Annotated in this window: 24 protein-coding genes; 11 read left to right on the top strand and 13 right to left on the bottom strand. The window is 61.3% G+C overall.

What is annotated here, in order from left to right:
- The first annotated feature begins 534 nt into the window (after positions 1 to 534).
- From IB277_RS20570 to IB277_RS20535, 8 genes are all read left to right on the top strand, one after another.
- Positions 535 to 1,275: a GntR family transcriptional regulator gene (locus IB277_RS20570; protein ID WP_371813637.1), complete on the top strand. Its 741-nt coding sequence runs from the start codon at positions 535 to 537 to the stop codon at positions 1,273 to 1,275.
- Positions 1,276 to 1,303: 28 nt separating this feature from the next.
- A complete protein-coding gene (locus tag IB277_RS20565; RefSeq protein ID WP_192371506.1) occupies positions 1,304 to 2,419 on the top strand; it encodes an ABC transporter ATP-binding protein in 1,116 nt (371 codons plus the stop codon).
- 7 nt (positions 2,420 to 2,426) lie between these two features.
- A complete protein-coding gene (locus IB277_RS20560) occupies positions 2,427 to 3,356 on the top strand; it encodes a sugar ABC transporter permease (RefSeq protein WP_244496934.1) in 930 nt (309 codons plus the stop codon).
- Between the two features lie 5 nt (positions 3,357 to 3,361).
- Entirely contained in the window at positions 3,362 to 4,243 is an 882-nt protein-coding gene (locus IB277_RS20555; RefSeq protein WP_192371505.1) for a carbohydrate ABC transporter permease, read from the top strand.
- 39 nt (positions 4,244 to 4,282) lie between these two features.
- Positions 4,283 to 5,851, top strand: coding sequence for an extracellular solute-binding protein (locus tag IB277_RS20550; RefSeq protein WP_060604974.1), 1,569 nt, complete (start codon positions 4,283 to 4,285; stop codon positions 5,849 to 5,851).
- Between the two features lie 64 nt (positions 5,852 to 5,915).
- Positions 5,916 to 8,240 carry a DUF4962 domain-containing protein gene (locus IB277_RS20545; RefSeq protein ID WP_192371504.1) on the top strand — a complete coding sequence of 775 codons (2,325 nt, stop codon included), beginning with the start codon at positions 5,916 to 5,918 and terminating at the stop codon, positions 8,238 to 8,240.
- Positions 8,241 to 8,256: 16 nt separating this feature from the next.
- On the top strand, positions 8,257 to 9,006 hold the full coding sequence (locus tag IB277_RS20540; protein WP_192371503.1) for an SDR family NAD(P)-dependent oxidoreductase: 750 nt from the start codon (positions 8,257 to 8,259) through the stop codon (positions 9,004 to 9,006).
- A gap of 7 nt (positions 9,007 to 9,013) precedes the next feature.
- Positions 9,014 to 10,297 carry an SGNH/GDSL hydrolase family protein gene (locus tag IB277_RS20535; RefSeq protein WP_060605055.1) on the top strand — a complete coding sequence of 428 codons (1,284 nt, stop codon included), beginning with the start codon at positions 9,014 to 9,016 and terminating at the stop codon, positions 10,295 to 10,297.
- Positions 10,298 to 10,390: 93 nt separating this feature from the next.
- On the opposite strand, the gene IB277_RS20530 is transcribed toward IB277_RS20535, so the two are convergent.
- The 7 genes from IB277_RS20530 to IB277_RS20500 form a co-directional block, all read right to left on the bottom strand.
- Complete coding sequence (locus IB277_RS20530; RefSeq protein WP_192371502.1) at positions 10,391 to 11,581, bottom strand: MFS transporter; 1,191 nt, start codon at positions 11,579 to 11,581, stop codon at positions 10,391 to 10,393.
- A 175-nt stretch (positions 11,582 to 11,756) separates the two neighbouring features.
- A complete protein-coding gene (locus IB277_RS20525) occupies positions 11,757 to 12,188 on the bottom strand; it encodes a hypothetical protein (protein WP_060529969.1) in 432 nt (143 codons plus the stop codon).
- Positions 12,175 to 13,176 (bottom strand): alpha/beta fold hydrolase, encoded by a 1,002-nt coding sequence (locus tag IB277_RS20520; RefSeq protein ID WP_192371501.1) that lies wholly within the window; start codon positions 13,174 to 13,176, stop codon positions 12,175 to 12,177. The genes IB277_RS20525 and IB277_RS20520 overlap by 14 nt, the downstream gene beginning before the upstream one ends.
- Positions 13,177 to 13,364: 188 nt before the next feature.
- Entirely contained in the window at positions 13,365 to 14,336 is a 972-nt protein-coding gene (locus IB277_RS20515) for an ABC transporter permease (RefSeq protein WP_110819009.1), read from the bottom strand.
- A gap of 11 nt (positions 14,337 to 14,347) precedes the next feature.
- Positions 14,348 to 15,328 carry an ABC transporter permease gene (locus IB277_RS20510; RefSeq protein WP_192371500.1) on the bottom strand — a complete coding sequence of 327 codons (981 nt, stop codon included), beginning with the start codon at positions 15,326 to 15,328 and terminating at the stop codon, positions 14,348 to 14,350.
- Positions 15,325 to 16,866 carry a sugar ABC transporter ATP-binding protein gene (locus IB277_RS20505; RefSeq protein ID WP_192371499.1) on the bottom strand — a complete coding sequence of 514 codons (1,542 nt, stop codon included), beginning with the start codon at positions 16,864 to 16,866 and terminating at the stop codon, positions 15,325 to 15,327. Before IB277_RS20505 ends, IB277_RS20510 begins: the two co-directional genes overlap by 4 nt.
- 71 nt (positions 16,867 to 16,937) lie before the next feature.
- Positions 16,938 to 18,062 (bottom strand): sugar ABC transporter substrate-binding protein, encoded by a 1,125-nt coding sequence (locus IB277_RS20500; RefSeq protein ID WP_034798635.1) that lies wholly within the window; start codon positions 18,060 to 18,062, stop codon positions 16,938 to 16,940.
- Positions 18,063 to 18,410: 348 nt separating this feature from the next.
- Between IB277_RS20500 and IB277_RS20495 the strand changes: the two genes are divergently transcribed.
- Genes IB277_RS20495 through IB277_RS20485 form a run of 3 tightly spaced genes read left to right on the top strand, consistent with a single transcriptional unit; the run spans position 18,411 to position 20,614 of the window.
- Positions 18,411 to 19,322: an SMP-30/gluconolactonase/LRE family protein gene (locus IB277_RS20495; RefSeq protein WP_192371498.1), complete on the top strand. Its 912-nt coding sequence runs from the start codon at positions 18,411 to 18,413 to the stop codon at positions 19,320 to 19,322.
- A gap of 15 nt (positions 19,323 to 19,337) precedes the next feature.
- The gene (locus tag IB277_RS20490; protein WP_112975460.1) at positions 19,338 to 19,562 is read left to right on the top strand and encodes a tautomerase family protein; all 225 of its coding nucleotides are present in this window, start codon (positions 19,338 to 19,340) and stop codon (positions 19,560 to 19,562) included.
- Positions 19,559 to 20,614, top strand: coding sequence for a LacI family DNA-binding transcriptional regulator (locus IB277_RS20485; protein ID WP_371813633.1), 1,056 nt, complete (start codon positions 19,559 to 19,561; stop codon positions 20,612 to 20,614). The genes IB277_RS20490 and IB277_RS20485 overlap by 4 nt, the downstream gene beginning before the upstream one ends.
- A gap of 182 nt (positions 20,615 to 20,796) precedes the next feature.
- Here IB277_RS20485 and IB277_RS20480 read toward each other — a convergent pair whose 3' ends face one another.
- The 6 genes from IB277_RS20480 to IB277_RS20455 form a co-directional block, all read right to left on the bottom strand.
- A complete protein-coding gene (locus tag IB277_RS20480) occupies positions 20,797 to 21,588 on the bottom strand; it encodes an inositol monophosphatase family protein (RefSeq protein WP_192371497.1) in 792 nt (263 codons plus the stop codon).
- On the bottom strand, positions 21,585 to 22,616 hold the full coding sequence (locus IB277_RS20475) for a sugar phosphate isomerase/epimerase (protein WP_112975458.1): 1,032 nt from the start codon (positions 22,614 to 22,616) through the stop codon (positions 21,585 to 21,587). Before IB277_RS20475 ends, IB277_RS20480 begins: the two co-directional genes overlap by 4 nt.
- A 42-nt stretch (positions 22,617 to 22,658) precedes the next feature.
- Positions 22,659 to 23,717: an ABC transporter ATP-binding protein gene (locus IB277_RS20470; RefSeq protein WP_192371496.1), complete on the bottom strand. Its 1,059-nt coding sequence runs from the start codon at positions 23,715 to 23,717 to the stop codon at positions 22,659 to 22,661.
- A gap of 2 nt (positions 23,718 to 23,719) precedes the next feature.
- Positions 23,720 to 24,508 carry an ABC transporter permease gene (locus IB277_RS20465; protein WP_060605011.1) on the bottom strand — a complete coding sequence of 263 codons (789 nt, stop codon included), beginning with the start codon at positions 24,506 to 24,508 and terminating at the stop codon, positions 23,720 to 23,722.
- Positions 24,505 to 25,389, bottom strand: coding sequence for an ABC transporter permease subunit (locus tag IB277_RS20460; RefSeq protein ID WP_060520830.1), 885 nt, complete (start codon positions 25,387 to 25,389; stop codon positions 24,505 to 24,507). The genes IB277_RS20465 and IB277_RS20460 overlap by 4 nt, the downstream gene beginning before the upstream one ends.
- A gap of 79 nt (positions 25,390 to 25,468) precedes the next feature.
- Positions 25,469 to 26,587 (bottom strand): ABC transporter substrate-binding protein, encoded by a 1,119-nt coding sequence (locus tag IB277_RS20455; RefSeq protein WP_192371495.1) that lies wholly within the window; start codon positions 26,585 to 26,587, stop codon positions 25,469 to 25,471.
- Positions 26,588 to 26,751 lie beyond the last annotated feature (164 nt).

The following is a 26,751-nucleotide window of genomic DNA, read 5'->3' as shown; positions in this document are numbered from 1 at the left end:
ATGAATGATCAAGTCCGTCGCCCTGATTGCACTGACACCGCCTGATCCGTTGCCGCTGGTCATCAGGTCGAGCGGCCATCGAAATCAGTAAGCCGGTTCGGCAATGTCGGGGTCCAGACAAGTTGGCGACATTTAAACGTCCGCTATTCGCGGAGTATTCGAGCGACGCTGCGAACGGACGCGTGGCAGGTGTTCACTTCCAACGCTTATGACGCTCAGACAAATGTAGGTACATTCTAATTTGAATGTGCGACATGCCAATGATTTCAATGGCTTCCCCTTGGAGATTTTGGCATGTCTCGACGCTATTCACAGATGAATCTGGCCGATCGACGCCGCCTCTTCCAATTTGTCGAACGAAAAAGGACAGCCATAGTCAGACCCTGGGAGGAGCCTTCATTTAACGCAGTCGACTGTCAACGTGGATTTCACCTTGACAACCGCGTCATGAGACATCACTCTCGCAACTAAGATATCAGTTTGCGGAATGATATGTCTCAAATTGTCGAAATTCCTGCCCTACCCCTTGAAGAATTGCTTCGTTCCTTTCCGAAGGAGGGACCGGGCAACACCACGGCCAAGGTCTATCGGCTGCTTCGACAATTGATCGTCGAAGTCAGGCTTCTGCCCGGACGGGCGTTACCGGAAAAGGAAGTGGCCGCGATCCTCAACGTCTCCAAGACCCCGGTGCGTGAGGCGATCATCCGGCTATCCGAGGAGGGCTTGGTCAAGGTCGTGCCACAGGGCGGCACCTTTGTCGCGACGATCGAGGTGCAGCGCTACATCGAGGCCTGCTTCATTCGTTTTCGCCTCGAGTCGGGCGCAGCGGCAGAGGCCGCCAAGCGGCATACGCTGGAAGATCTTGGCCGATTGGAGCTCTCTCTCAACCAGCAGATCGAGGCTGTCGCAAGCGAGGACTACACGCGCTTCTTCGAGCTGGACGAGGACTTTCACCGGGTGATCTTTTCGACGGCGCGGCTGAGCGGCGTCTGGGCCTTTGTCAATCAGGCCAAAGGCGAGATTGACCGGATGCGCCATCTGAAGATGGTGTTCGGCGTGCGCAGGACCGGCGAGGTCATCCACGAACACCGCGACATCATCGATGCGATAAGGGCCGCATCTCCGGATGAAGCGGTGGCCGCTATGACCCGGCATCTTGGCTCTCTCGAAGCCAAGATCACAGAGCTTTCACGCGATCCGAAACTGTGGAGCTACATCGAATCGATCAATGCAACCACAACAGAAAAACGGAAACCACGGCGCAGCCTGACCTGAGGTAGGCGCCGTCGGGAGGAAAACTGAAATGTCTGCAGTGGAATTGAACGACGTAGTGAAACGCTACGGCGCACTCGAAGTCGTGCACTCTGTAAACCTGAATGTCGAACGCGGGGAGTTCGTCGTTCTCGTCGGGCCGTCGGGATGCGGCAAGTCAACGACCTTGCGGATGGTGGCGGGCCTGGAGGAGATTTCCGGCGGAACGGTCTCGATCGGCGGGCGGCTCGTCAATCGGGTCGCGCCAAAGGACCGCGACGTAGCGATGGTGTTCCAGAACTACGCGCTTTATCCCCACCTCAATGTCGCTGAAAACATCGCCTTCGGCCTGCGCGTAAGGCGTGAAAAGAAGGACGCAATCGAAGCGGCCGTCAAGGAAGCCGCGGCTATCCTCGACCTCACGCCCTACCTTGCACGCAAGCCCGCGGACCTGTCGGGTGGCCAGCGGCAGCGCGTTGCCATGGGGCGGGCGATCGTCCGCAAGCCGCAAGTCTTCCTGTTCGACGAACCTTTGTCGAACCTCGATGCCAAGCTTCGCACCCAGATGCGCGCAGAGATCAAGCGGCTTCACAAACGCATGGGCGTCACCAGCATCTACGTCACCCACGACCAGATCGAGGCGATGACGCTGGCAGACCGCATCGTCGTCATGAACGGCGGCCGCGTCGAACAGGTCGGCACACCGATGGAGCTTTTCCTCAAGCCGGCCAATGCCTTCGTTGCAAGCTTTCTCGGTTCACCACCCATGAACCTCCTGCGCGCCACAGTCGTTTCCGTGGACGGTGAACTGCAGGCGCGCATAGACGCTGCCGACGCGGAAGCCGCCCTCCTCAGATTACCGGAGGCAATCGGCACATCCCTGCGCGCCGATCAACGTATCCTGGTCGGCCTCCGGCCCGAGCACGTCGCGGTCGGCAAGCAAGCGAGCGGGGACGTCCAGGAAATCGCCGCGACAGTCGACCTCGTGGAGCCGCTTGGGTCCGAGGCTCTTCTGCACACCAGGATTTCCGGCCAGCCGATCGTCGCCAAGATCGAAACGCCCGCCGATGTCGAGGCGCTCTCGCAGATCGGCAAGCTGCAGATACCGGTGGGCCGTCTCCATGTTTTCGACGCCGAGAGCGGCAAAGCCGTCAACGGTCATGCGTGAGGCGAGGATGACATCGATGATCGCCGGATATTTCAAGCGCCTTGGCGAGGACCTCCGGAAAGACTGGCAGCTTTACCTGCTTATCCTTCCGATGCTCCTTTGGTTTATGCTCTTCCTCTACAAGCCCATGGAAGGGCTGCAGATTGCGTTCAAGGATTTCAGTCCGTTCCGCGGTATCGCCGGAAGTCCCTGGGTGGGTCTTGAGAACTTTCGCACCCTTCTTGGCGACCAGATCTTCATCCGCGCATTCGTCAATACGATCACCATCAGCGGCCTCGGGCTGATCTTCGCCTTCCCCGTACCGATCGTGCTCGCCATCATGTTCAACGAGCTCCAGAGCGAGTTGGGCCGCAGGTTTTCCCAGACCATCGTCTATCTGCCCCACTTCATCTCCGTGGTGATCGTCGCGGGCATTGTGATCAACCTGCTGTCTCCCACGACAGGCGTGGTCAACCTCATCCTGTCGAGCCTCGGCCTTGACCGGGTCTACTTCCTCACCCAGCCGGAATGGTTCCGTACCGTTTTCATCGGATCGAACATCTGGAAGGAAGCAGGCTTCGAATCGATCGTCTATCTCGCGGCGATCGCCGGCATCAGCCCGACGCTCTATGAATCGGCCCGGGTCGATGGCGCATCGCGCTGGCAGATGATGTGGCGCATCACGCTTCCGTGCATCCTTCCGACGATCATCATCATGCTGATCATCCGCATCGGCAACCTCGTCGAGGTCGGGTTCGAATACATCATCCTGCTCTACCAGCCGGCAACCTACCGCACCGCCGACGTCGTCTCGACCTACGTCTACCGGACGGGTCTGCAGGGTACGCAGTACGACCTTGCCACCGCCGCCGGCCTCTTCAATGCGGTCATCGCCTTCGCTCTCGTCTTCGCAGCCAACCGGATCAGCCGGAAGGTTTCGACAACCTCGCTCTGGTGATCGTCATGGCTAGCTTCAATCTCTATTCTCGCGGCGACCGGATCTTCGGATATGCGAACGCGACCCTGATCGGGCTCTTCGTCCTTTCGACGCTCTACCCGTTCATCTACATCCTGTCGGTATCGATCTCGTCGGGTGCCGCAGTCACCTCGGGTCAGGTCGTGCTGTTGCCGAAGGACCTGACACTTGCGGCCTACGAATTCGTTCTTTCGGATCGGCTCTTCTGGATCGCCTACGGCAATACCTTCATCTACACCTTCGGCGGCACGGCGGTCAGCCTCGCGATCATGATCCCCGGCGCCTATGCGCTGTCGCGTGCCCGCCTAAGGGGGCGCAAGGTCCTCAACATGATGGTCGCGTTCACCCTGTGGTTCAACGCCGGCATGATCCCATTCTTCCTCAACATGCGGGATCTCGGGCTGCTCGACTCTCGGTTGGGCATCATCATCGGTTTTGCCTGCAACGCCTTCAACGTCATCTTGCTGCGCAACTTCTTCGAGGCCGTGCCGAAATCCTTCGAGGAGGCCGCCAAGATGGATGGCGCCAGCGAGTTCCAGCTGCTTTGGAAGGTTTTTATCCCCTTGTCCAAACCGGCGATCATCACGGTCGCGCTGTTCTGCATCGTTTCCAGGTGGAACAGCTACTTCTGGGCCATGGTGCTGTTGCGCGGCGAGGAGAAGATCCCGCTTCAACTCTACCTCAAGCGGATCATCGTCGATCTTACCGCCAACGACGAGTTCGCAAGCAGCCTTTTGACGTCTCGTTATTCGTTCGAGACCGTCACCGCGGCGATCATGATCGCTTCGATCATCCCAGTGCTGCTCATTTATCCAAGCATCCAGAAATACTTCAACAAGGGCATCACCCTTGGCGGCGTGAAGGAATAACGGCCGTCTCAGTCAGTTCTGTTTAAGGAGGAGAATGGAATGAGATATATTCGAGACACGTTGGCGCTGCTTGCCACCTGTGCGTTGCTGCAATCGGGCCCTGTCTATGCGCAAGACGCTTCGACGAAGATTACGGACGACCCGCTCGAGCTGACGATCCATTTCCATTTCCGTGACAAATACGTCTACACGGAAGACTGGCCCGTCGAGAAGAAGGCGGCCGAATGGACCGGGATCCACGTGAAGAATGTCGCCTCGCTTGCGACCAGCAGCAGCCGGGATGCGTTCAACTTGCTGATGGCCTCCGGCAACCTGCCGGACATCGTTGGCGGCGACGTCACCGGCGGGCTGAAGGACGACTTCATTCGCTATGGCATGGAGGGCGCCTTCATGCCCCTGGATGACCTGATCGAGGAGAACGCCCCCAACCTCAAGAAGTTCTTTGATGAGCATCCTATCGTGCGCCAGGCCATCAGCGCACCTGACGGTCACATCTACTTCATCCCCTACGTGCCCGAAGGCGAGTTCTCGCGTGCCTGGTTCATCCGCCGGGACTGGCTCGACAAACTGGGCCTGAAGGTTCCGGAAAACGTCGACGAACTCTATGCCGTTCTCAAGGCTTTCCGCGAGAAAGACCCGAACGGCAACGGCAAGAAGGATGAAGTTCCCTACTTCGCGCGCGAGCCGATCGAAGCAGTCCGACTGATCAACATGTGGGATGCCCGCGTGTCCGGCTCGGAACGCTACGGCGACTTCATGATCGAAGACGGCAAGGTCGTGCATCCCTGGACAACGCCGAACTATAGGACCGGCATTTCCAAAGTTGCGCAGTGGTTCAAGGAGGGCTTGATCGATACGGAGGTGTTCACGCGTGGAGCTCGGGTGCGTGAATACATGCTCGGCAACAATATCGGGGGCATGACGCACGACTGGTTCGCAAGCACGTCCAACTACACCGACGCTCTGAAGGACAGCGTTCCAGGCATCGACTTCGCGCCGATGCTGCCGCCGAAGACCGTGTCCGGGAGGCGCTTCGAGGACAGCCGGCGTGCGACCGTTCAGCCGGCAGGCTGGGCGATCTCCTATTCGAACCAGCACCCGGTCGAGACGATCAAGTACTTCGACTTCTGGTTCTCCGAAAAGGGCCGGATCCTGTCGAACTGGGGCATCGAGGGCGAGACCTATGACATGGTCGACGGCAAGCCCGTCTACAAGCAGACCGTCCTTCACAACCCCAAGCCGGTGAACGCCCAGATGTGGGAAATCGGCGCCGGCGTGCCGCGTGGCTATTGGGCCGCCTATGCCTCCGAGGAGCAATGGACGAACAAGATGGCTCTCGACGGGATCGCCATGTACGAGAAGGAACCAGGGCTTCTGCAGCCTGAGTTTACCGGCGTCTCGATGAACAGCGACGAGCGCGCCGTTTACGACAAGTACTGGCCGAGCCTTCTCACCTACATGATGGAAATGCAGCAGACCTGGGTCCTCGGAGCCCAGGATGTCGATGCCTCCTGGGACGGCTACGTCGCCCGCCTCGACCAACTCGGCTACGCCAAGGTCACCGAGGTGATGCAGGCGGCCTATGACCGCCAATACGGAAAGAACTGACCCGATTATCGGGCGCGACCGGGTCGCGCCCGCCTCTATCACGTATTCAAAGGACGTCATTTCGATGCCCAAAACCGCTGAAGCACCCCGCCTGCAATATCTCGATGAGCCAAAACCGGGGACCCTGACGATCGGCTATCAGCCGGCCGGCGAAAGCTCTGTCGAAAATCCGCCCCGTTTCAGCTGGCTGCCGGCCCTGAACGACGATGCGCGCTATGTGGTGCGGATCTCGAGCGATGCGGGCTTTGCGCCCGAGCGGACGCTGGTCTTCGACAATATCGCCTGGAACTTCTTCACCCCGGATACAGCGCTCGAAAGCGGTTCCTACTGCTGGTCATTTGCCCTTTGGAACGATGCCGAAAAGCGCGCGGCCTCCGATTGGAGCAGCGTGCGTGAATTTACGCTCAAGCCGGGCCTTCCCGAGACGGCCTTGCCGCGCGCGGCAAAGCGGCGCGACATCATGGATCTTCGCCATCCCCGCCTGTGGCTCAATCCGGATGGCATCACCAACTTCCGCAGCCGGTTGCAGGAGGATCCTGATTGCTGCGGCTGGAAGACCTTCTACGTGAACTCGGTGGAGCCGTGGCTCTCGCGGAGCCTGATCGCCGAACCGCAACGTTACCCGGATAATGTGCGCACCGCCAAGCTCTGGCGGCAGATGTACATCGACTGCCAGGAGGCGATCTACGCCATCCGGCACCTGGCGATTGCAGGTGTCATCCAGGATGACGCAGACATGATTGCGCGGGCCAAGGACTGGCTGCTGTCGGTCGCGACCTGGGATCCGCAGGGAGCAACGGCCCGCTCCTACAATGACGAGGCGGCATTCCGCGTAGTGACCGCGCTCGCCTGGGGCTATGATTGGCTATACGACCATCTCGATGACGTTGAGCGAGAGCGCGTGCGTCGTGTGCTCCTTGCGCGGACACGCGAAGTCGCAGACCACGTGATCTGGCGTGCGCGCATCCATGTTTTCCCCTATGACAGTCACGCGGTGCGCTCGCTTTCGGCGGCCCTCACGGCCGCTTGTATCGCGCTGGCCGGTGAGGAAAAGGAAGCCGAGTGCTGGCTGGACTATACGGTCGAATTTCTTTTCACCCTCTATTCGCCCTGGGGCGACAGCGACGGCGGGTGGGCGGAGGGTCCACACTACTGGATGACCGGCATCGCCTATCTGACGGAAGCCGCCAATCTCATCCGAAACTTCCTCAAGGTCGATCTCTATCGGCGGCCGTTCTTCCAGAAAACCGGTGATTTTCCGCTCTACACGAAGGCGCCGGGTACGAGGCGGGCATGCTTCGGAGACGACTCCACCCTCGGCGATCCGCCTGGTCTCAAGGTTGGCTACAATGTCCGCCAGTTTGCCGGCGTCACCGGCAACGCCCATTACCAGTGGTATTTCGAGCGGCTGAAGGCGGATGCCGCCGGTACCGCCATGGAATTCTATAACTACGGCTGGTGGGACCTCAATTTCGACGAGCTTGTCTATCGGCACGATTACCCGCAAGTCGAGGCAAAGGCGCCTGCCGACCTGCCGCCGGTCAAGTGGTTCAGGGAGATCGGCTGGGTTGCGATCCAGAAACACATGGACGATCCCGATCGCCACATCCAGTTCCTGTTCAAGAGCAGCCCCTTTGGTTCCTTGAGCCACAGTCACGGCGACCAGAACGCATTCCTGCTCTATGCCTTCGGCGAGGATCTGGCGATCCAGAGCGGTTACTATGTCGCCTTCAACTCGACCATGCATCGCAACTGGCGCCGGCAGACCATATCCAAGAACGCGGTCCTCATAGGCGGCAGCGGGCAATACGCCGAAGGCGACAAGGCGATCGGCAAGAAGGCGGGAGGTCGGATCACGGCGGTGCGCGAGGAGCCGACGCATGTCTTCATCAGCGGTGATGCCACGGCGGCCTATCGGGCGAACAATCCGCTGGTCCTCAGGGTCGAGCGAGACATCCATTTCGCCAGCAGCGACTTCCTCGTCATCGTCGACCGCGTCGAATGCGTCGAACCACAGCCCCTCAAATGGCTATTTCACTCCGCCCATCAAATGGACGTGGGCAGCAACAGTTTTCGTCTGACCGGCGAACGGGCGGGGCTCTACGGGCAGTTCGTGTTTTCAACCGCAGGGCCGCCGCAGATACGCATGATCGAAGGTTTCGAGGGCGTCGATCCAACCGAAATCGAGGGCCTGGCCACCCAATATCACATCGAGGCAACGCTTCCAGCGTCCACCAAGCAGACCCTGGTGACGCTTCTCGTTCCCTATGCCCTTAGCGAACCCCGGCGGGTCTTTCACTTCGTCGATGACCAGGGCTTCAGTGCCGACCTCTATTTCACTGATGTCGACGACAACCAGTTGCGCATCATCATCCCCAAGAACTTCTGATCGGAAAGGAAATGTCATGAACGGACTGAAGGACAAGGTCATTTTAGTAACTGGCGGCGGCCGCGACATCGGCAAGGCCTGCGCCGAGAGGCTTGCCAGCGACGGCGCAAAGGTCGCAATCACCTACCTTGGCTCGGCGGCTGGCGCCGAGGAGTGCGTGAGGGCGATAACGGCTTCCGGTGGCAAGGCGATCGCCATCAAGGCGGACATGACCGTGACCGCCGATGCACAAGCGGCTGTCGACGGGGCAGTTGCCGCGTTCGGTCGGCTCGATGGGCTGGTGCATGTCGCCGGCGGACTTTTGGCGCGCAAGACCTTGCAGGACATGGACGAGGCGTTCTTCCGGCAGGTGATCGACGTCAATCTCACTTCACTCTTCAACGCATCCAAGGCGGCCGTTCCGGCGATGGCCGACGGTGGCGCGATCGTCACCTTTGCCTCGCAGGCCGGCCGCGATGGCGGCGGCCCTGGTGCGTTGGCCTATGCCACCTCGAAGGGGGCGGTCATGACCTTCACGCGTGGTCTTGCAAAAGAACTCGGACCAAGGATCCGCGTCAATTCGGTTTGCCCGGGCATGATCTCTACGACCTTCCACGACACGTTCACCAAGCCGGAAGTGCGCGAGCGTGTCGCTGCCGCAACGCCGGTCAGGCGCGAGGGCCGATCGGACGAGGTCGCCAATCTGGTCGCCTTCCTTGTCTCCGATGAGGCGTCGTTCATCACCGGCGCCTGCTACGATGTAAACGGCGGCACGCTGTTTTCCTGATATGGTCATGACAGTGCGATTTCCGATCCATGGCAAGCGCGTCGCCCTGATCGGCACGTCGCTTGTCCAGCAGAACCACCACGCAGGCGACAGGCACATCCACTCCTGCGCCCGCGGGTGGGCGACATGGGCGGAGGTTCTCTCCGCCGGCCAGCTCGACATTACGGTGTTTCACGATCCGCGCGTATTTCCCGGCTGGGAGCCAAGCGGCAGGATCGGCGTCACCCGTGGCTTCGGCGGACTGAACGCCGGCGTTTCGGGCCAGAAGGCCCGGGACATCGCACAGCGTCTCGAGGAGGTCTTGAAGCTCGATTTTGACCTGATCGTCGTCGATGCCGGCACGAACGACATGATGGTTGAGACAAAGGAAGTCATCCAGTCTATCCGCGAAGCGGTCGTTGATCGACTGATAGCGGCTGGAAAGACGGTGATCCTGCTGCCGATCCTGGCGCGTGGCACGCAGAAATGGGTCGCCGGCGGATCGGAACGGGCAAAAGCACACTGGATCAACCAGAAGAGCCTCGCCTTTGCAGCCATGAGACCGCACTGCCACGTCTTCGACTGGAATTCCGTCTGGGTGGACCCTTATTCTGCCGATGGGGCGCCACACGATGGCTTCTCCGACGACGGCACGCACTTTTCGGTTCCGGGCGGCTACGCGGTCGGCAAGGCGTTGGCAGCCTATCTTAGTGGCTTCCTCGCTCCACCCGCTCCTCGAATATGGGCGCAGGACGACCGCTTCGATGCAGTCAACAACCCGATCGGCAACATCCTGCCAAATCCTCTTCTTGCCGGGAACGGACCGTTGGCCGAAGGATTGGCCGTTTCTCACGGTCGAACGACTGCAAGCCGGATCATCTGCCAGCCCGACCGCATGGCGAACTGGCAGGAGGTCGGTGTGGCGATAGAGGGGTGCCGCGTGGATCTCCTGCCGGACGCTTTCGTTAGTCCGCTGCCGGCCGGCACCTGGGTGCAGGCAAGCGTCCAGGTGGAAGTGCCCGCGCACGGTGACTGGCGGGACATTTCGCTGATCCTGGAAGATGGTGCGGCGGAGGGCCTGGTGTCGCAGGCGCTCGCTCCGTTCGATCTCGGCGATGGAAACCTCGCACCCTTTCCAAGGGAGGCGTGGTCGGGCGTGTTGAGGACACCTCCGATCAAATTGAAGACGCCGATGCAAGATCTCCGGCTTGGGCTCAACCTGCAGGTTGGTCCGTCAAGACAACCATCAAGCATGCAGTTTTCAAGCCCCGAGTTGCGTCAGGTCATGCCTCCACAGAGCCAGCTGTTTTGACGTGAATGGCCATGGCTCGTCTCAACACGCGCTGAACGCGGCCCACAGAGGACCAAATCCGTAGGCGATACTCCAAAATCCCATGAGTTCCGATTATGCGGCAGGGCTTTTGGCTTGGCCTGGAATGCGTTCTCGTGGTCTTTCTGCTAACCTCGACGACCAGAACGCGCAGAAACTCGCGACCACGGCAAGCGCTGCAATGATCGCTCCAACCCACGGCAGGGCGTGGACTGAGAGGTTTGCAAGCGCGATCCCCCCAACTGCCGTCCCGAGCCCTACACCGATGTGCATTGTCGACAGGTTCAGGCTTATGCCGGTATCGGCCGTCTCCGGCCCGGCTGAGATCAAGAAGCTTTGTACCACCGGCGAGATCATCCAGCTGATGCAGGCCCAGATCATCAGCACGCCAAACATCACCCACGAGCTGCCCTCGACCAACGGTATCGTGACAAGGGCGAGCAGGTAGGCCGTCGGCGTGAGCAAAAGGACGTTGCGCGGCGAAAACCGGTCGGCAAGCCAACCACCGAGATAGCCACCGCTCACGCCGGCAATACCAAGGACCGCAAAGGCTATCGCGATGTTTTCCGCTGCAACGCTGGCAATCTCAACGAGGTAGGGGCCAAGAAAGGCGAACAGCACGAAGTGCCCGCCAATCATCAGAATGGAGACAAACTGGCCCGCAACGAGAGGCGGCTTTCGCAGGTGGTCCAGATACCTTGGAAGGGCGGCTTTACGGCGAGCGGAGACCGGAACATGCCGCCAGCTTGCCAACCACACCAAGCCGGCAAGCAGGGACAGTGCGATGAAGACGCCCCGCCAGCCGATAAGTCCGCAGATGAAAATTCCCGCGGGAACGCCGAGCACCAGCGAGCCACTGATCCCCATGAAAATGATGCCGATGGCTCGACCTTTCATGTCTTTCGCGACCAGCTCGGTCGCCAACATCGTTGCCAGAAGGCAGACGGTCGCGCTCGCCATGGCCATGCCGATGCGGGCGACGACAAGCGTTGCGAAATTGGAGCTCGCTGCCGCACAGAGATTGCTAACGACGAACAGGCCCAGAGCACAAAGAAGAAGGCGCCTGCGCTCGATCTTCATCGTAAGGACGAGCGCCAAGGGCGCCGTCAAGGCAAACACGATCGAAAAAACGGCCGTCAACTGCCCGGCAAGCGCGATCGAAACGCCAAGCTCGCCGGCGACATCGGAGACGATGCCGACTATGATGTTTTCAGCGGTTCCTGTGGCAAATGTCGCAAATGCGAGCAAGACAACAATAGGGTTCATGCGCCCGTTCTCCCTGCATGATGACCCATGCGGGCACGAACCAGCGATCGCCCCGACATGGAATGGACATGTCGGGTTTCGAGGCAGAGCTTCGGTTATCCCTATGGCAGCTTGACTAGCACGTCGGTGCCCGAGCCGGAAGCCCCTCTCGGCCACCTATGCGAGCACTGCGCCGTCAGCCACCCGCGTGCCGTCGCGGCCGATTGCACCGCAGAGGCCAGGTCACGACACCTCCTGCAAAGACAGCGAGCCAGACGACGACCGGTTGGAGCGGCAGCCTGACGGCGTGATACAGCCACTGCCAAGGAGCGACTTCCGGCGCACTAAGGCTGTCCAGCGCATGCTTGATATTGGCCGGAAAGACGAGCACCGCATAAAGGGCGAGCGCAATGCCGGCATATTTGCGAAGAGCCGGGATCAGCAGACCGATCGCTCCTGCGATCTCGCAAAGTCCTGTCAGCAAGATCACCTCTGGCGCGTCAGGCACCCACGAAGGGGTGATGGCGACAAAGGGCGCTGGAAAGGCCACGTGCAGAACGCCCGCCGTTCCATAGAGCGCGACCATGCCTGCCCTGCACCTCAACCGCCAGAGATCAACGCTCGCCATCTGCCGCGATCCGCTCTTCAAGCGTCCTTGCCACGGCGCTCAGATCGACTTTCCGGCCACTGATCTTTTCGATCGCCGCGACGGCCAGATCGCTTGCGACATAGTCCGACTTGTGCCCGAGATTGTGCACGACCATAAGCCTCGCGCCGCGGATATCCCGGGCCAGGTGCCGTGCATGCACATTGGGTGAGACAATCCTGTCGACATCGCCGGTGATGATGACCGTCGGCGCCTTGATCTTGCGGTATTTCCGACTTGCCGTCCGGGTCCAGTCGTTGAGTGCCGCCACTTCCTGGGCATTGTGCCGGAAGGCTGCGGGCCTGAGGGCCTGCAGTGTCCGGGCTTCACGCAGATAGTTTTTCGGCATTTCGTTCGGCGCAAATGTCGCGCGGGTCGCGCTGCCGATCGCAAGAAGGCCGATTGGCGGGGCGATCAGAGTGCTGAAGAGCGCACCCGACACAGGAACGGCTGCTGCGTCATAATACCAGGCGACGCCGCCGTTCCAGGGGTAGACGGCTGGCGACAGGAAGACGAGACCGACAACCCTTTCGGGATGACGCACCGTAAGGGCCGCTGCGATCGCGCCGCCAAAGGAGTGGCTGACAATGATCGCCTTCGGAATCCCGCGCCTTGCCATAAGACTTGCGATGGCGTCCGCCTGTCCGTCAGGCAGCATGTTTTCAGGTCCGCCGACATTCGAGCCGCCATGTCCCGGCCGATCGACGAACAAAAGCGTCGCTCTTCCTTCGAGCTTCCCGCGAAAGGCATACATCGGGTCGTAAAGACTGGCGCTGGCACCGTGGATGAAAACGATCGGCGGCAGGCTCGTCTGCTTGCCAGCTTTAAGAAGTACGCTGTTCAGACTGAAGCCGCCGACATCGATGCGAACCGGGCGCGCCTCGTCCGCGATCGCCCTGAGCGGCTCGAAAATGGTCCCGATCAAAATCAGCAGGCTTAGGACTACCTGAAATCTTGCGCGCGCTTTCATGACGTTCCTGAAGAATAGCGACCTTCAGGAATATACGTGTGAGAAGCGCAATCGGTTTTGGTCTCTAATCCGGTGTGGTTCGCGACAGCATCGAACACTATCCAACCGTCAATGCGGCGGAACTCCGTCGCTTCGCCGAGAACAGCGTCAAGGTGCGATGCCGAGTGACGTGTCGCGAGCCCGCATTCCTACCGGCTCGCCGGCGCGCGACCATAGAGCAGAAGCATCAGGATAATCACCACACCGTAGATGATCTGGCGCCCGGCTTCGGGCATCTGCGTAACGGAAAGGATCGATTGCAGGAGCGTGATCAGAATGACGCCCGCGACCGTACCGAGATAGGATCCCTTCCCGCCGAGGATTGACGTTCCTCCAAGGACGACCGCCGCAATGGCCGGAAGAAGATAGGCATCACCCATGGATTGCGCGGCCTTAGAGGCATAGCCCGCGAGCAGCACCCCGCCAAGGGCCGAAAGCCCCCCCGAGGCGGCAAAGGCAATCATGACGATGCGGCGGGTGTTGATGCCGGACAGATAGGCCGCACGCTCGCGATTGCCGATGCCGTAGACCGCGCGCCCGAAGCCCGTCCGGCGCAGAAGAAAGACCATTGCCGCGCCGATCAGCGCCCAGATGAAAACCACGTTCGGAATACCGGGAACCAGAGCACCGGTGGCGAGATAGCGCATGGCTGCGGTGGCGGAATCCTGTGGCGAGAAACCGCCCGTGTAAACCACCATCACGCCTTGGGCGACGGCATTGGTCGCCAGCGTCACGATCATCGAGGGGATGCGCAGATAGGCAACCCCGACGCCGTTGATGAGCCCGATGCCGATGCCGCACAGGACGCCGAAGGGAATGGCAAGCGCTGTCCCGACCGGACCGTAGGCCGCGGCGGCACAGGCCATCATCGCGCCCGTGGCAACAGTCCACGGCACCGAAAGATCGATCTGGCCGAGCAGGATGACGAGCATCATGCCGGTGGCGATGATGCCGAGGAAGGACGCCACCTTCAATTGTTGCAGCAGATACTCCGGCGACAGGAAGCTGCGCGAATAGAGGCTGCCGAGCACAAGCAGCAGCAGGATGCAGCCGAACGCAGTGACCACCGCCGGGTCGAGATTGCGTATGAAGGTCGATTTGCGTCCGGTTGCGCCAGTCATTGCCGTCTCGCTCACAGGAACCACTCCAATCTATTGCGCACCCTGAAGAGCGCAAGGGCCCCGAGGCTGATGGCCGCCAGCAGGATCAATCCCTGGAACAGCGGTTGCCAGAGCGGATCGAGATCGAAAACGAACAACAGGTCGCCGATCGTGCGGAATGCCAGCGCACCGAAGACCGCGCCGATGGCGCTGCCCTTGCCGCCGAACAGCGAAACGCCTCCCAGCACCACGGCTGCGATCGAAAACAGCGTGTAGGCGTTGCCGCTGGCGAGTGCTGCGTCGCCGGTATAGGTAAAAAAGGTGAGAAACAGCCCCCCGAGAGCGGCGACCAGACCCGCAAGCGTGTAGGCGAGCAACTTGCCGCGGCGGATCGGCATGCCGGACATGTAGGCGGCCGTCTCGGAGGAGCCCACGGCATAGGCTGCACGCCCATAGACCGACCGGCTGAAGGGCACCCATATCACGACGACTACCGCTGCAAGCGCGACGAGGCTCGCCGGCACAACTGCGAAAATCCGGCCGGTCAGGGCATCCGCGAGCCCCTCGTTGACGGATCCGCCGGGAAAAGGCCGCAGCAACAGGGCAAAGCCGAAATAGACCGCCCCCGTTGCGATCGTCGCCACGATCGGCTGCAGCCGCCCATAGATGACAATGGCGCCATTGATCGCGCCGCAGGAGGCCCCAACACTCAGGACGACGAAGACGCCGAAGGCCGTCTCAAGCGGCGAGCCAACGACCAGCCACGAGGCCAGGCAGTTGGTGAGAAGGAAAATCATGCCGACCGAGAGGTCGATGCCGGCGGTGATTACCACCATGGTTTGGGCCATCGCAACAAAGGCAAGCAGCACGCCCTTGTTGGCGGCCGTCTGGATAACGTTGGCGGTGAAGCCGGCCGGATGGTTCGATGTGTAGATGATGAACATCACCACGAAGATCGCAACCGCCGCCAGCGTGCCCCGATGCTCCGTCAGTCGGTACCGCCAGTCGTTCATTGGATGGGCTCCCGGTGGCTTGGGTCTGCGGACGGAATGTTGAGTGCGCTCGCAATCAGCGCGCGCTCCGTTATCTCAGGGCCCGCCAACTCCCGTTTTACCGCCCCGTCATAGAGCACGAGGACCCGGTCGCAGCAGCCGATGAGTTCGGCATAGTCGGTCGAATAAAAGAGGATAGCCGCGCCTTCGTCCGCCAGACGCCGCAAGAGCTGGTAGATCTCCTGCTTGGTGCCGACGTCAATGCCGCGCGTGGGGTCGTTGAGAAGGACGATGCGCGGCTGCCGCATCAGCCATTTCGCAATGACGACCTTCTGCTGGTTGCCGCCCGAAAGCGCCCCGACCGGCGCGTCAATGTTGCCCGCCTTGATGGACAGCAACGTCATCATCCGGTCGATAGCGCCCTCTTCTTTGGCGCGATCGATGATCCCGCCACGCGTCAGCCGGTCGAGAGAGGCGAGCGAGAGATTGTCACGCACCGTCATCGGCAACATCAGCCCCTCGGTCTTGCGGTCCTCGGGAATGAGCGCCATGCCGATGCCGTGCCGGCGCGCCTGCGCAGGGCTGCCGATGCTGATCGCTCTGCCGTCGACGAGAACCGTGCCGCGCAGCCCGCGCAAGACCCCGAACAGCGCCAGGAGGAGGTCGCGCTGTCCCTGCCCGTCCAGCCCGCCGAGACCGACGATTTCGCCTGCACGCAATGAAAACGAGATGTCGTGAAGGCGGTTCGCCCAGGACAGATTTCGCGTCTCAAGGACGGGTGCCGCTGGTGCAAGCGGGCCCGGCTTGGGTGGATAGACGCTATGATATTCACGACCGATCATCATCTCGATGACCTCGCTGTCGCTCCTTGTCCCTGCCGGGTAGCTTGCAACCTTGCTGCCGTTGCGAAACACGGTGCAATCGTCTGCCAGTTCCGCAATCTCGTTCATCCGGTGCGAGATGTAGACAAGCGCCAGCCCCTCGGAGCGCAGCCGCTTCAACACGGCAAAGACCTTGGAAACATCGGCCGCCGTCAGCGCCGACGTTGCCTCGTCGAGAATGAGGATGCGCGGCCTGCGGGCGAGCGCCTTGGCGATCTCGACGATCTGCTGGCGCGACAGCGGCAGGTCCTTAACCAGCGCCAGAGGGTGAATGTCTGCCGCACCGGCGCGCGCCAGCGCCTCTTCTGCCAGACGCCGCTGGGCCTTTCGGTCGATCATGCCGAACCGGGTCGGCGGATTGAAGATAACGATGTTGTCGGCAACGCTGAGTTCCGGGATCAGCGACAGCTCCTGGAAGACGCAGGCGATGCCGGCGGCGTTGGCGGCGGCCGGTGACGCAAACGTCACCGGCTGTCCATCGAGCGTCATCTGCCCCTCGTCGGCGGCTACAACGCCCGCCATGATCTTGATGAGCGTCGACTTTCCGGCACCGTTCTCGCCGAGAACGGCGTGAATGGCGCCGGTCCTGACGGACAGTTCGGCATTTTCAAGCGCCCGCACCCCGCCGTAGCGTTTCGATATGCCTTCCATGCGAAAGAGCGGTGCGCCGCTTTCCATTGCGCTCTCCGGAAAACCGTTGTTGACGACAGGGCACTGCACAACTGTGCGGTGCCCTGATCCTGATCGAACTACTGGTTATCCTTGCTCTGCTTCATGATCTCCTGGGCGGAGAAATTGATCCCGCAGGTGGGGAACGAATTGCCGACGAAGAAATTGTCGGACTCCGCCTGGAAATAATCCTGGCCTTCCTTGAAGTTCGGATCTTCGACGATGGCCAAGGGCAATTTGACCGACTGCGGCACCACCTGACCCTCGAGCGCGGCAATCGCCGTCTTGATGGCGACGGCCACTTGCGCGGGTCCGGTTCCAGCCGACGAGCATTTCAGGCCGTCGGCGGCATGTGCCGCACAGAACTTGCGAAATCCGTTTTCGGTTTCGCCGCCGAAAGGCACGAAGGGGTGCTTTGCATCGATCATCGCCTGAACGATGCCGGTGTCGCCGCCCTGACCGGTAATGCCGTCGAAGGGGCCGCTGGTTGCGATTGCGTCCGCAGTCACCTTCTGGGCGACGCCGTCGTCCCATTTGCCCATGACCTCGACGACCTCGAACTTCTTGCCCGACGCCTGGAGCTTCTCATGGATGCCGTCGTGCCTGTCGGTATCGACAGACGTGCCGGCGACACCGCGCACCTCAAGCACCTTGCCGCCATCAGGCAGATGTTTGACGAGCCAGTCGCCCCACAATTGCCCGAGCCCCTTCTGGTCGACGTTGACGTTGATGGCGTCCTCGGTGTCGAGGATGTTGTCGAAGGCGACCAGCACCACGCCAGCTTCCTTCGCCCGCTTGATGACCGGCGCAAACGCCGTCGGATTCTGGGCATTGACGACGATCGCGTCATAGCCGGAGTCGATGAAGTTGTTGATCGCCGAGATCTGGGCCGGCACATCCTCGCCCGTCGAAACGACCTTGAACTCCTTCAGTTTGGCTGCGACGTCGGGTTGAGCGGCATAGGCCTTGGCGGTCTGCACCATCTGGATACGCCAGGTGTTGGCGATGTAGCCGTTGGCAAGTGCGATGCGATACGGGCCGTCCTTTTTCGGGAACTTGAAGAATTTCGTGTCCGCCGACCACGGCGCGAAACATTCCGGCTCGGCTGCAGGCCCTGAAACGATTTCCGGATCTGCATAGGCAGCAGATCCCAGCATGAAAAAGGCAGTGGCGGCAACGATGCCGCCAGCGAGTGACTTCACCATCGACATTTCCTCCCATTGGCGCGCCACTTGTTTGTTCTCCAGCCCGGGGATGAACTCACCCTCGAGCGGCACGAACTCCTGCGGCACCGGCACGCTGGATGCCTGCGTTCACCATTGACGAGGCGCTCTGGTCTCCTCCCGAAAACACCGCTGTCTCTTAATTAGGTAGCGCTACCACATGCGATTGTAAAGTAACATTTGCGGATTACTGAGAACCGAATATCACCGGTTTAAGATCAAAATCGGCGTGATTTCGACGTCTTCGAAGGAAGCCTATTCCCTTCCGCAATGATAGCGCTATCATATCGCGACGCTCAAGAATGCGTTCTTTGCCGCATGAGGGACCCCATGGCCGAGGATTTCGAGATCGTAGACCCGCGCTTTGCCCGGCTGGTCAACCACAGCGCCCGCGTGGAGCAGCTTTATACGGGGTGTCGCTGGGCCGAGGGGCCGGCCTATTTCGCCGCCGGGCGCTATCTCGTCTGGTCGGACATCCCCAACGACCGGATGCTGCGCTATGACGAAACCGATGGGCATGTGAGCGTCTTCCGGCAGCCGTCGAACTTTTCAAACGGCAACACCACCGACCGGCAAGGCCGCCTGGTGACCTGCGAGCACGGCGGCCGCCGCGTGACCCGCACGAACCATGACGGCAGCATCACAACCATCGCCGATCGCTGGAACGGCAAGCGGCTCAACTCACCGAACGATGTCGTCGTGCGGTCCGACGGGTCGGTCTGGTTTACCGATCCTGCCTACGGCATCGAGAGCGATTACGAAGGCCACAAGGCCGAAAGCGAAATCGGCGCCTGCCATGTCTATCGCGTCGACCCGGCGACGGGCGCGGTCACTGCGGCCATTAAAGACATGGTGCGGCCGAACGGCCTTGCCTTCACCCTTGACGAAAGACGGCTCTACGTCGTCGACACCGGCCGGACGCACGGCCCTGACCTTCCAGCGCATATGCGTGTCTTTAATGTTGATGAAGCGGGCTCCGTGTCGGGCGGCGAGGTCTTTGCCGATTGCACCGCCGGGCTGTTTGACGGCTTCCGTCTGGATGACGAGGGCCGGATCTGGACAAGTGCCCGCGACGGCATCCACTGCTATCACCCGGACGGCACTCTGCTCGGCAAGGTCAGAGTGCCTGAAAACACCGCCAACTGCGTGTTCGGCGGGCCGAAGCGAAACATCCTCTACATCTGCGCGACCAGTTCGCTTTATGCCGTTCGGCTGATGGTCAACGGCGCACGTCTCTACTGAGGCAGGAGGTCAATCATGCCGTTCGTGCGGATCACCATCGTGCGAGAGGTCCTCGGCGACGATCCTTCGGTCAAGAAAGCTGCGATCGGAAGCAAGGTCGTAACCGCGATTGCGGAAGCGACCGGGCTTGCCGAGCGTGAGATTTCCGTCGTCTTCGATGAGGTCGACGCAAGGAACTGGTATGTCGGCAACACCGATGTGGAGACCTTGCGCGCGCGCAACCGGCAGGGATCGACGTGACGGACGACATAGTCTCCAAAGACCAGGGCCGCAAGTCAAGCCGGCGCGGCAGTGGCAGGCCGACGATCGCCGACGTCGCCAAACTGGCCGGCGTCGCGGCGATCACCGTCTCGCGCGCGCTGCGTGACCCATCGCTCGTTTCGGCCGAACTGCGCGCCGAGATCGATACGGCGGTGATCCAGCTTGGCTATGCGCCCGATCCCAATGCTCGCGCGCTCGCGTCCGCGCGAGCCGATGTGATCGGCGTTCTCGTGCCGTCGCTGACGAACATCGTCTTCGCCGACACCCTTCGAGGCATCTATGACGGGCTCGGCGACGGCCCGCTGCAGATCCAGATGGGCAACACCCACTACTCTCCACGGGAAGAGGAACGGCTGATCCGGATGTTTTTGGGCCAGCGGCCATCTGCGTTGATCGTGTCCGGTATCGACCAGACCGAAACGACCCGCAAACTGCTCGAGAGCGCGGATTGCCCCATCGTACAGATCATGGAATATGGCGAGGATCCGGTCGATATGCTGGTCGGCTTCTCCCACTTCGATGGCGGCAAGGTGGCCACCAATCATCTGATCGAGGCGGGATACCGCCGGATAGGCTTCATCGGCGCCCGAATGGATCCACGCTCGCAGCGCCGCCTCGCCGGCTACCGCTCGGCGCTCGAGGCCGCACAGCTCTTTGATCCCAAGCTGGTGACCACCACGTTGACGCCGTCGCGCGTCTCGCTCGGCGGGCAGCTCCTGGCCGACGCATTGGCAAAGGTTGCCGATATTGATGCTGTCTTTTGCAACAATGACGACTTGGCCATGGGCGTGCTGTTTGAGTGCCAAAGGGCAGGCATCGCCGTGCCGCACCGCATGGCAATTTGCGGCTTCAACGACCTCGACATGATGCACGTCGCCTATCCGTCGCTCACCAGCATCCGCACGCCGCGCTATGAAATCGGCCGACAGGCTGTACAGATGGTGCTTGATCGACTGGCCGGCCGGCCGGTCGCATCGCCAATCGTTGACCTCGGCTTCGAGCTCAAGGTACGCGAAAGTACGATGCGATGACAACGCACCGCGCTGGAACCGGGCGGATCGGAACATTCGGAACCGAGGCGAGTACGGCTACGGCAACGTCGAGTTCTGACTAACTGCGCTTCGTTCGCGACAATGATCGTCGAGGATGGGTGTTGCCAGAAGCCGAGCGCGCGACGTCCAGGCAATTGATAAATGGCCCGTTCGTCTGGATTTCATCCTGGCCGGCAAAGGATCTCCACGGCGGCCCGATGGAGATCGGCGTTTGCAGCCATCAGCACGGTGTCGTACCGTGTCGCATCCGCAAGAGGCTGCCCATCCCAATCGGTCACGATGCCGCCTGCAGCCAGAATAATGGGCATCTGTGGCAGGATGTCGTAGTCGAAAACATTGCTTTCGACGAGTAGGTCGATGCCGCCCAGCGCCAGCAGCCCGGCCGCGTAGCAATCATGAGATATGCGGGTGAAGCGTACCTTGGCAGTCAAGGCGTCGAAGCGCTCATGGCGCGCGCGGTCGAACTGCTCAAGGGCCGAGGTGTAGAGGATCGCCTCGCCGAGCGTGGTCTTTTCGCTGGTGCGGATCGGCTCCTCATTAAGGGTCGCGGAGGAGCCTATGCCGAACCATCGTTCGCCGGTGATCGGCTGATTGATCATGCCGAGGACAGGTTTGCCGCGATGGAGCAATGCAATCTGCGTGCCGAAGGCGAGCGAGCCGGAGATGAAGGACTTCGTGCCGTCGATCGGGTCGAGCACCCACACCCATTCGGCATCCGTTCGGCATGCGCCGAATTCTTCGCCCCTGATCCCGTGGTTGGGATACTGCGCTTCGATCATCCGCCGCATCGTGACCTCGGCGTCGCGGTCGGCAATGGTGACGGGGCTGGAGTCTGCCTTGGCGTCGACGACAACACGCTTGCGGAAGTGCGGACGGATGACGCTGGCAGCGGCATCGGCCATGGCGTGCGCAAGTGCCAGGTAGGGCGGTGGGCAGTCAGGCTCATGGTTCATCGTTCGATCCTCAAAGCTTCGGCAGCAATCTGATTGAGCATGGTTCTTACGGTTTCGAGCTGCCGATGAGCGGCGATGGCCTCTTGGCGCAGCCGCGCGCCAAGGTCGGTGGTCCCGATGTCCGTGAAACTCGCGGAGCGAGCCGCGATGAACGGGTCGCTTTCCTCCGAGGGGAAGCGCAGGGCGGGCGCGAAATAGCCCTCCTCTTCCTCGAGCCCAAAGCTTAAGACCTGCGGACGGTCCTGGCCAAGCAGAAGCAGGTCCACGAACATCGCATGCAGCGGCAGATGGCCGGTGCCTGTTTGACAGGCGAGGTGCGCCCAGCCGTCGCGATCTTGCTGGACGAGGCAGTCTTTGACATGCACTTCGGTCACATAGGGTGCCTGTGCGGCAAGCGCCGGCAACGGTAGCTCATAGGCATTGATCATGTTGCCGAAGTCGAACAGCAGGCCGAGGCGCGGATTGGCGACCGCCTTTACGATGCCGATCAGCTCCTCCGACTTCAGGTCCTCGTGCTGTTCGAGCGTGTAGCGAAGCCGCCCCTCGGGATCGAAGGTCTCCAGTCGTCGCAGATCAGCAATCGTTTGTGAGACAATTTCCGAGACGCGTCCCTCGTAGCGCGGATAGCAACGCAGCGACGTCGCGCCAGTGGCAAGCGCGATACGTACCGCATCGGAGAGACCTGTCTCCTGCGTCGTGCTGGTCTCGATATGGAGCTCCAGTCCGAACTGCTCGACTGCGGCACCATAATCAGAAAGCGCTGCGTCTGACATACCGGCGAGACTGGCTGCCTCGCCGTCCTCGACATGGACCTTGAGGCCGACGAGCCGCTGCTCATAGGCGAATTCGGCAAGCTGCAGCGGTGTCACTCCGCCAAAACGCATGTTGAGATGAAAGGCATAGGCGTGCGCAAACAGCGGCGCGTTGCGCGCCCGCTCCGCCAGCCGGGCGCGGGCCGGGCCGGAAAGGGTGGCTATTTTCGCGCGCCAGTCCGGCGACGACAGATCGTCAAACGTCGTTTCGGTCAAAGAGCCGGCTCCTTCACAGGCAACTTCAAAGCTGAGGGAACATCAGGCGGCAAGCACCAGAAGATCGCGATGCGGCAGGCTGACCTCTACGGTGGTGCCAACCGAGGGCGGCGGCCTGTCGGGCTGGTTGAACGTATCGAGCGAAACGAACTGGCCCGCGACCGCCACTTTGATGCGGATCACTGAACCGAGAAAATGCACTGCTGCAATTTCGCCGGAAAGGACGACGCGATCGCAGTCGCCGCGCCCCAGTTCGACCGATTCTGGACGCATCGCCAGGCTGATGCGCTCGCCGGGCCGACCTTCAAGCGGCTGGTCCAGCGCCACCGGTACACCACCAAGCCGCACCTTGCCGGTGGTCGCATCCAACACGTCGGCGTCGAGAAGATTGAGCGTACCGACGAATTGCGCAACGAAGCGCGTCGCCGGCCGGTTGTAGATCTCGAACGGCGTGCCGACCTGGTCGGCGACGCCCTGGTGCATGACCACGACGCGATCCGAAATGGACAGCGCCTCCTCCTGGTCATGCGTCACGAAAATGGCGGTGATGCCGAGATCGCGCTGGATCCGACGGATCTCGTCACGCAGGCTAATGCGGACCTTCGCATCCAGAGCCGATAGCGGCTCATCGAGCAGCAGCACTTGCGGGCGCGGCGCCAGGGCGCGCGCAAGCGCCACACGCTGCTGCTGGCCGCCGGAGAGCTGGAAGGGATAGCGCCCCCCGAGTTGAGGCAGGCCAATCAGATCCAGCATTTTACCGACGCGCCGTGCAATGGCCGCCTTGCCCTCACCCGCGACCTTGAGGCCGAAGCCTATGTTTTCCGCCACCGTCAAATTTGGGAAAAGTGCATAGGACTGGAACACCATGCCGATATTGCGCCGGTTGGCGGCAAGCCCCGTCACCTCCCGTCCGTCGATGCGGATCGCGCCTGATGTCGGTGCCTCGAAGCCGGCGACCATGCGCAAAACCGTGGTCTTGCCGCAGCCAGACGGGCCGAGGAAGGAGACGAACTCTCCTTTTTCGATGTCGAGGTTGAAATCCTTGACAACACGGGTCGGGCCAAAGGATTTTTCCAGGTGCTGGATATCTAGGAAAGCCATGGTCAACGCCTCACGGTGGAGAATTTGGAGAAACGGGTGACAAGCTGGATCAGCGCCATACAGGCCCAGGTGATGGCGAAAGCGACAACGGCGAGCGCCGAGGGTTCGTAGGCGCGGTTTCCCCCCATCCAGACCATGTAAGGGCCGAACGAGCCGACGTTGAGCAAGGCGGCAAAGACATATTCGCCGATGACGATCGCGAAGGTCAGGAAGGCGCCGGATAGCACCGAGACAAAGACGTTTGGCAGGATGACGACGGCAAGGATCCGCGTCCAGCCGGACCCCAGGCTCTGGGCCGCCTCCGTCAGGCTGCCGACGTCGATGGTGCGCAGACCCGTGTCGACGGAGCGATACATGTAGGGCAGCGACAGTGTCGCATAGCCGAACAGAAGGAGGAGATTGGTACCCCACCAGCTTCCTGTGAGCGGCAGGACCGAGGATGTGTTGTAGATGCGGATGTAGCCGAAGACGATGACGATCGGCGGAATGACCAGTGGCAGCAGCGTCAGGAACTCGACGACCGGGCGCAACCCGGGAAACCGCAGCCGGACAAAATAGGCCGTCGGCACGATGAGCAGGATTCCAAGAACGATCGTGAGCAAGGCCAGAACGACGGAGTAGCCGAAGGTTTGCTGGAACTGCGGATCGGCCAGCACGACGCGGTAAGCTTCGAAGCTGTAGCCATCGCGCTGCATGCGCATGGAGAAGTCAACCATGCCGACGAGCGGAAGCAGGAAATAGAGCCCGCCCAAAGCGACGGCGAGCCAGGACCAGAGACGCCGTTCCCTCATTTGACCCACCTTTCCGCGCGCATGCGCAGGAGGATATAGATTGCGTTGGCAATGGCGGTGAGAAGGATCATGGCAAAGGCGATCGCATAACCCAGGTGCGGATCATTGAGCACGTCACCGCGGATCTGGGCGAACAGGACGATCGGCGCGATCGAGAGCGATGAGCCGGTCAGCGCAATGGCGGTCGCAACCGCTCCAAAGGCATTGGCGAAAAGCAAAGCCAGCGTGCCGAGAAGCGAGGGCCAGAGCACTGGCAACGCCACCAGGCGCCAGTACTGAAAACCGTTGGCGCCGAGACTTTCGGCGGCCTCTCGCCATTCGCGGCGCAGCCCCTCGAGTGCCGGCGTGATGATCAGCACCATCAGCGGGATCTGAAAATAGAGGTAGGTAAGCGCCAGTCCGAGGAAGGAGACAATGTTGAAGCCGGCGCCATAAAGATTGATGCCGAACCAGTGGCGCAGCAGCATCGTCACGAAACCAAGGCGGCCGAGGGTTGCGATGAAGGCGAAGGCGAGCGGCACGCCGGCAAAATTCGAAGCGACGCCTGAGAAGGTCAGGATGGCGTTGCGAAGGGGGCGCGGAAGGCCGCCGAGCGTGATGGCAGCGGCAATGAGGAAGCCGAACAGACACCCGAGCGCCGCTGTCAGCAGACTGAGCTCGATCGAGATCCAGAAGGCCGATCGTATGGATGGCGCAAGAAGCTTGCCGAGGTTCTCCAGCGTCATCTGTCCCTCAGCGTTGCGGAACGCGCCGAGCACGATGTTGAGCGTGGGCAGGATGAGGAACAGCGTGGCGAAGACGAAGAAGGGGGCGACCCCGAACCAGCTGAGAACCTGTCGTGGCCGGAAGACGGCCGGCAGGGATGCGACGCTTGTCGTCATCGGATTTGTCCCTGGGAAAATTGCGCCAAAGGGGGCGAGAGGCGTCACGACCAGTGAAGCCTCTCTCTCAAGCGGAGGATTACTTCACGTTGGCGCCGACCACCTTGTCCCAACCCTCGACGATCGCCGTCTTGTTGGCGGAAAGCTCGTCGACCGTCGGGAAGATCGCCTTTTCATAGGCTTCGGCAGGCGGCAGCTTGTCGAGCAGCTCCTGCGGGAACTTGCCGGCCTTCAACATGGCATTGAAGCGCGCCGGGTGGCAGTAGCCCTTCAGCCAACCGGTCTGGCCTTCGTCGGAATAGAGATATTCCATCCAGAGCTTGGCGGCGTTCGGGTGTGGCGCGTAGGCCGAGATTGCCTGAACATAGACCCCGGCGACGACACCGCTTGCCGGTACGACGACGTCCATCGGCGGGTTGCCCTTCAACGCGTCACGCCAGGCCAACAGATTGTAGTCCCAGGCGGCGACGATCGGGGTCTGCCCCTGCGCGATCGTGCCGGCCTTGCCGAGCACAGGCACGAAATTGCCGGATTTGTTCAGTTCCGCAAAGAGCTCCAGGCCCTTGCCGCCCGATTCCGTTCCAGGCTTGGCGCCCCGCGAGATGCCTGCCGACATCAGCGCCAGGATGGCCTGTGCCGAAGACCGTGGATCGCCGGTGAGTGCGACAGCCCCGGAGTACTCCGACTTCGACAGATCCGACCAGTCGGCCGGTACAGTATCAAGCAGATCCTTGTTCACACCGAAGGCCATGACGCCGTAGTAGTCGCCGTACCAATAGCCTTGCTCGTCCTTGATGTTTTGAGGAATTTCGTCCCAAGTCGCCACCTTGTAGGGTTGAAGGAGGCCCTCCTTGGCGGCAGCCGGCGCAAAAGCCAGGCCAAGATCGACGACGTCAGGCGCCTGCGAACCCGTGTTGCCCTTGTTCGCGCGGATGGCTTCGAGCTCGTCGGCGGTACCGGCGTCGGGGTTCAGTTCGTTGACCTCGATGCCCGGATACTTCGCCTTGAAGCCGGCAATGACGTCTCCGTAGTTGCACCAGTCGTGCGGAAGCGCAATGACGGTCAACATGCCTTCCTTCGTTGCGGCAGCGACCAGCTCTTGCGATGCCTCAGCCTGGGCAAGACCCGGCAGGGCCGCCGCCAGGGCGAGTGTGGAGACGAAGGCGTGGCTGGTTGCACGCGATAGAAGCTTGTTCATGAATTCCTCCTGTTGACCGTCGACGACGGATCGTGGGCGATGGCTGCTTTTTGTCCTTGCATCCGGTCGTCGGCACCGCCGCCTTTCCCGGTTCCCCCGCACCTTGTCTGCGTCCTGCGAAGGGCTGCATCGGTGCGTTTTCGTGTAGGGACAGGATGTAACAA

It is taken from the genome of Ensifer sp. ENS07 (assembly GCF_014852185.1).
In the GTDB taxonomy this organism is placed as follows: domain Bacteria; phylum Pseudomonadota; class Alphaproteobacteria; order Rhizobiales; family Rhizobiaceae; genus Ensifer; species Ensifer adhaerens.
Note: the sequence above shows the minus strand (reverse complement) of the source record. Positions and strands in the feature narration are given on the sequence as shown.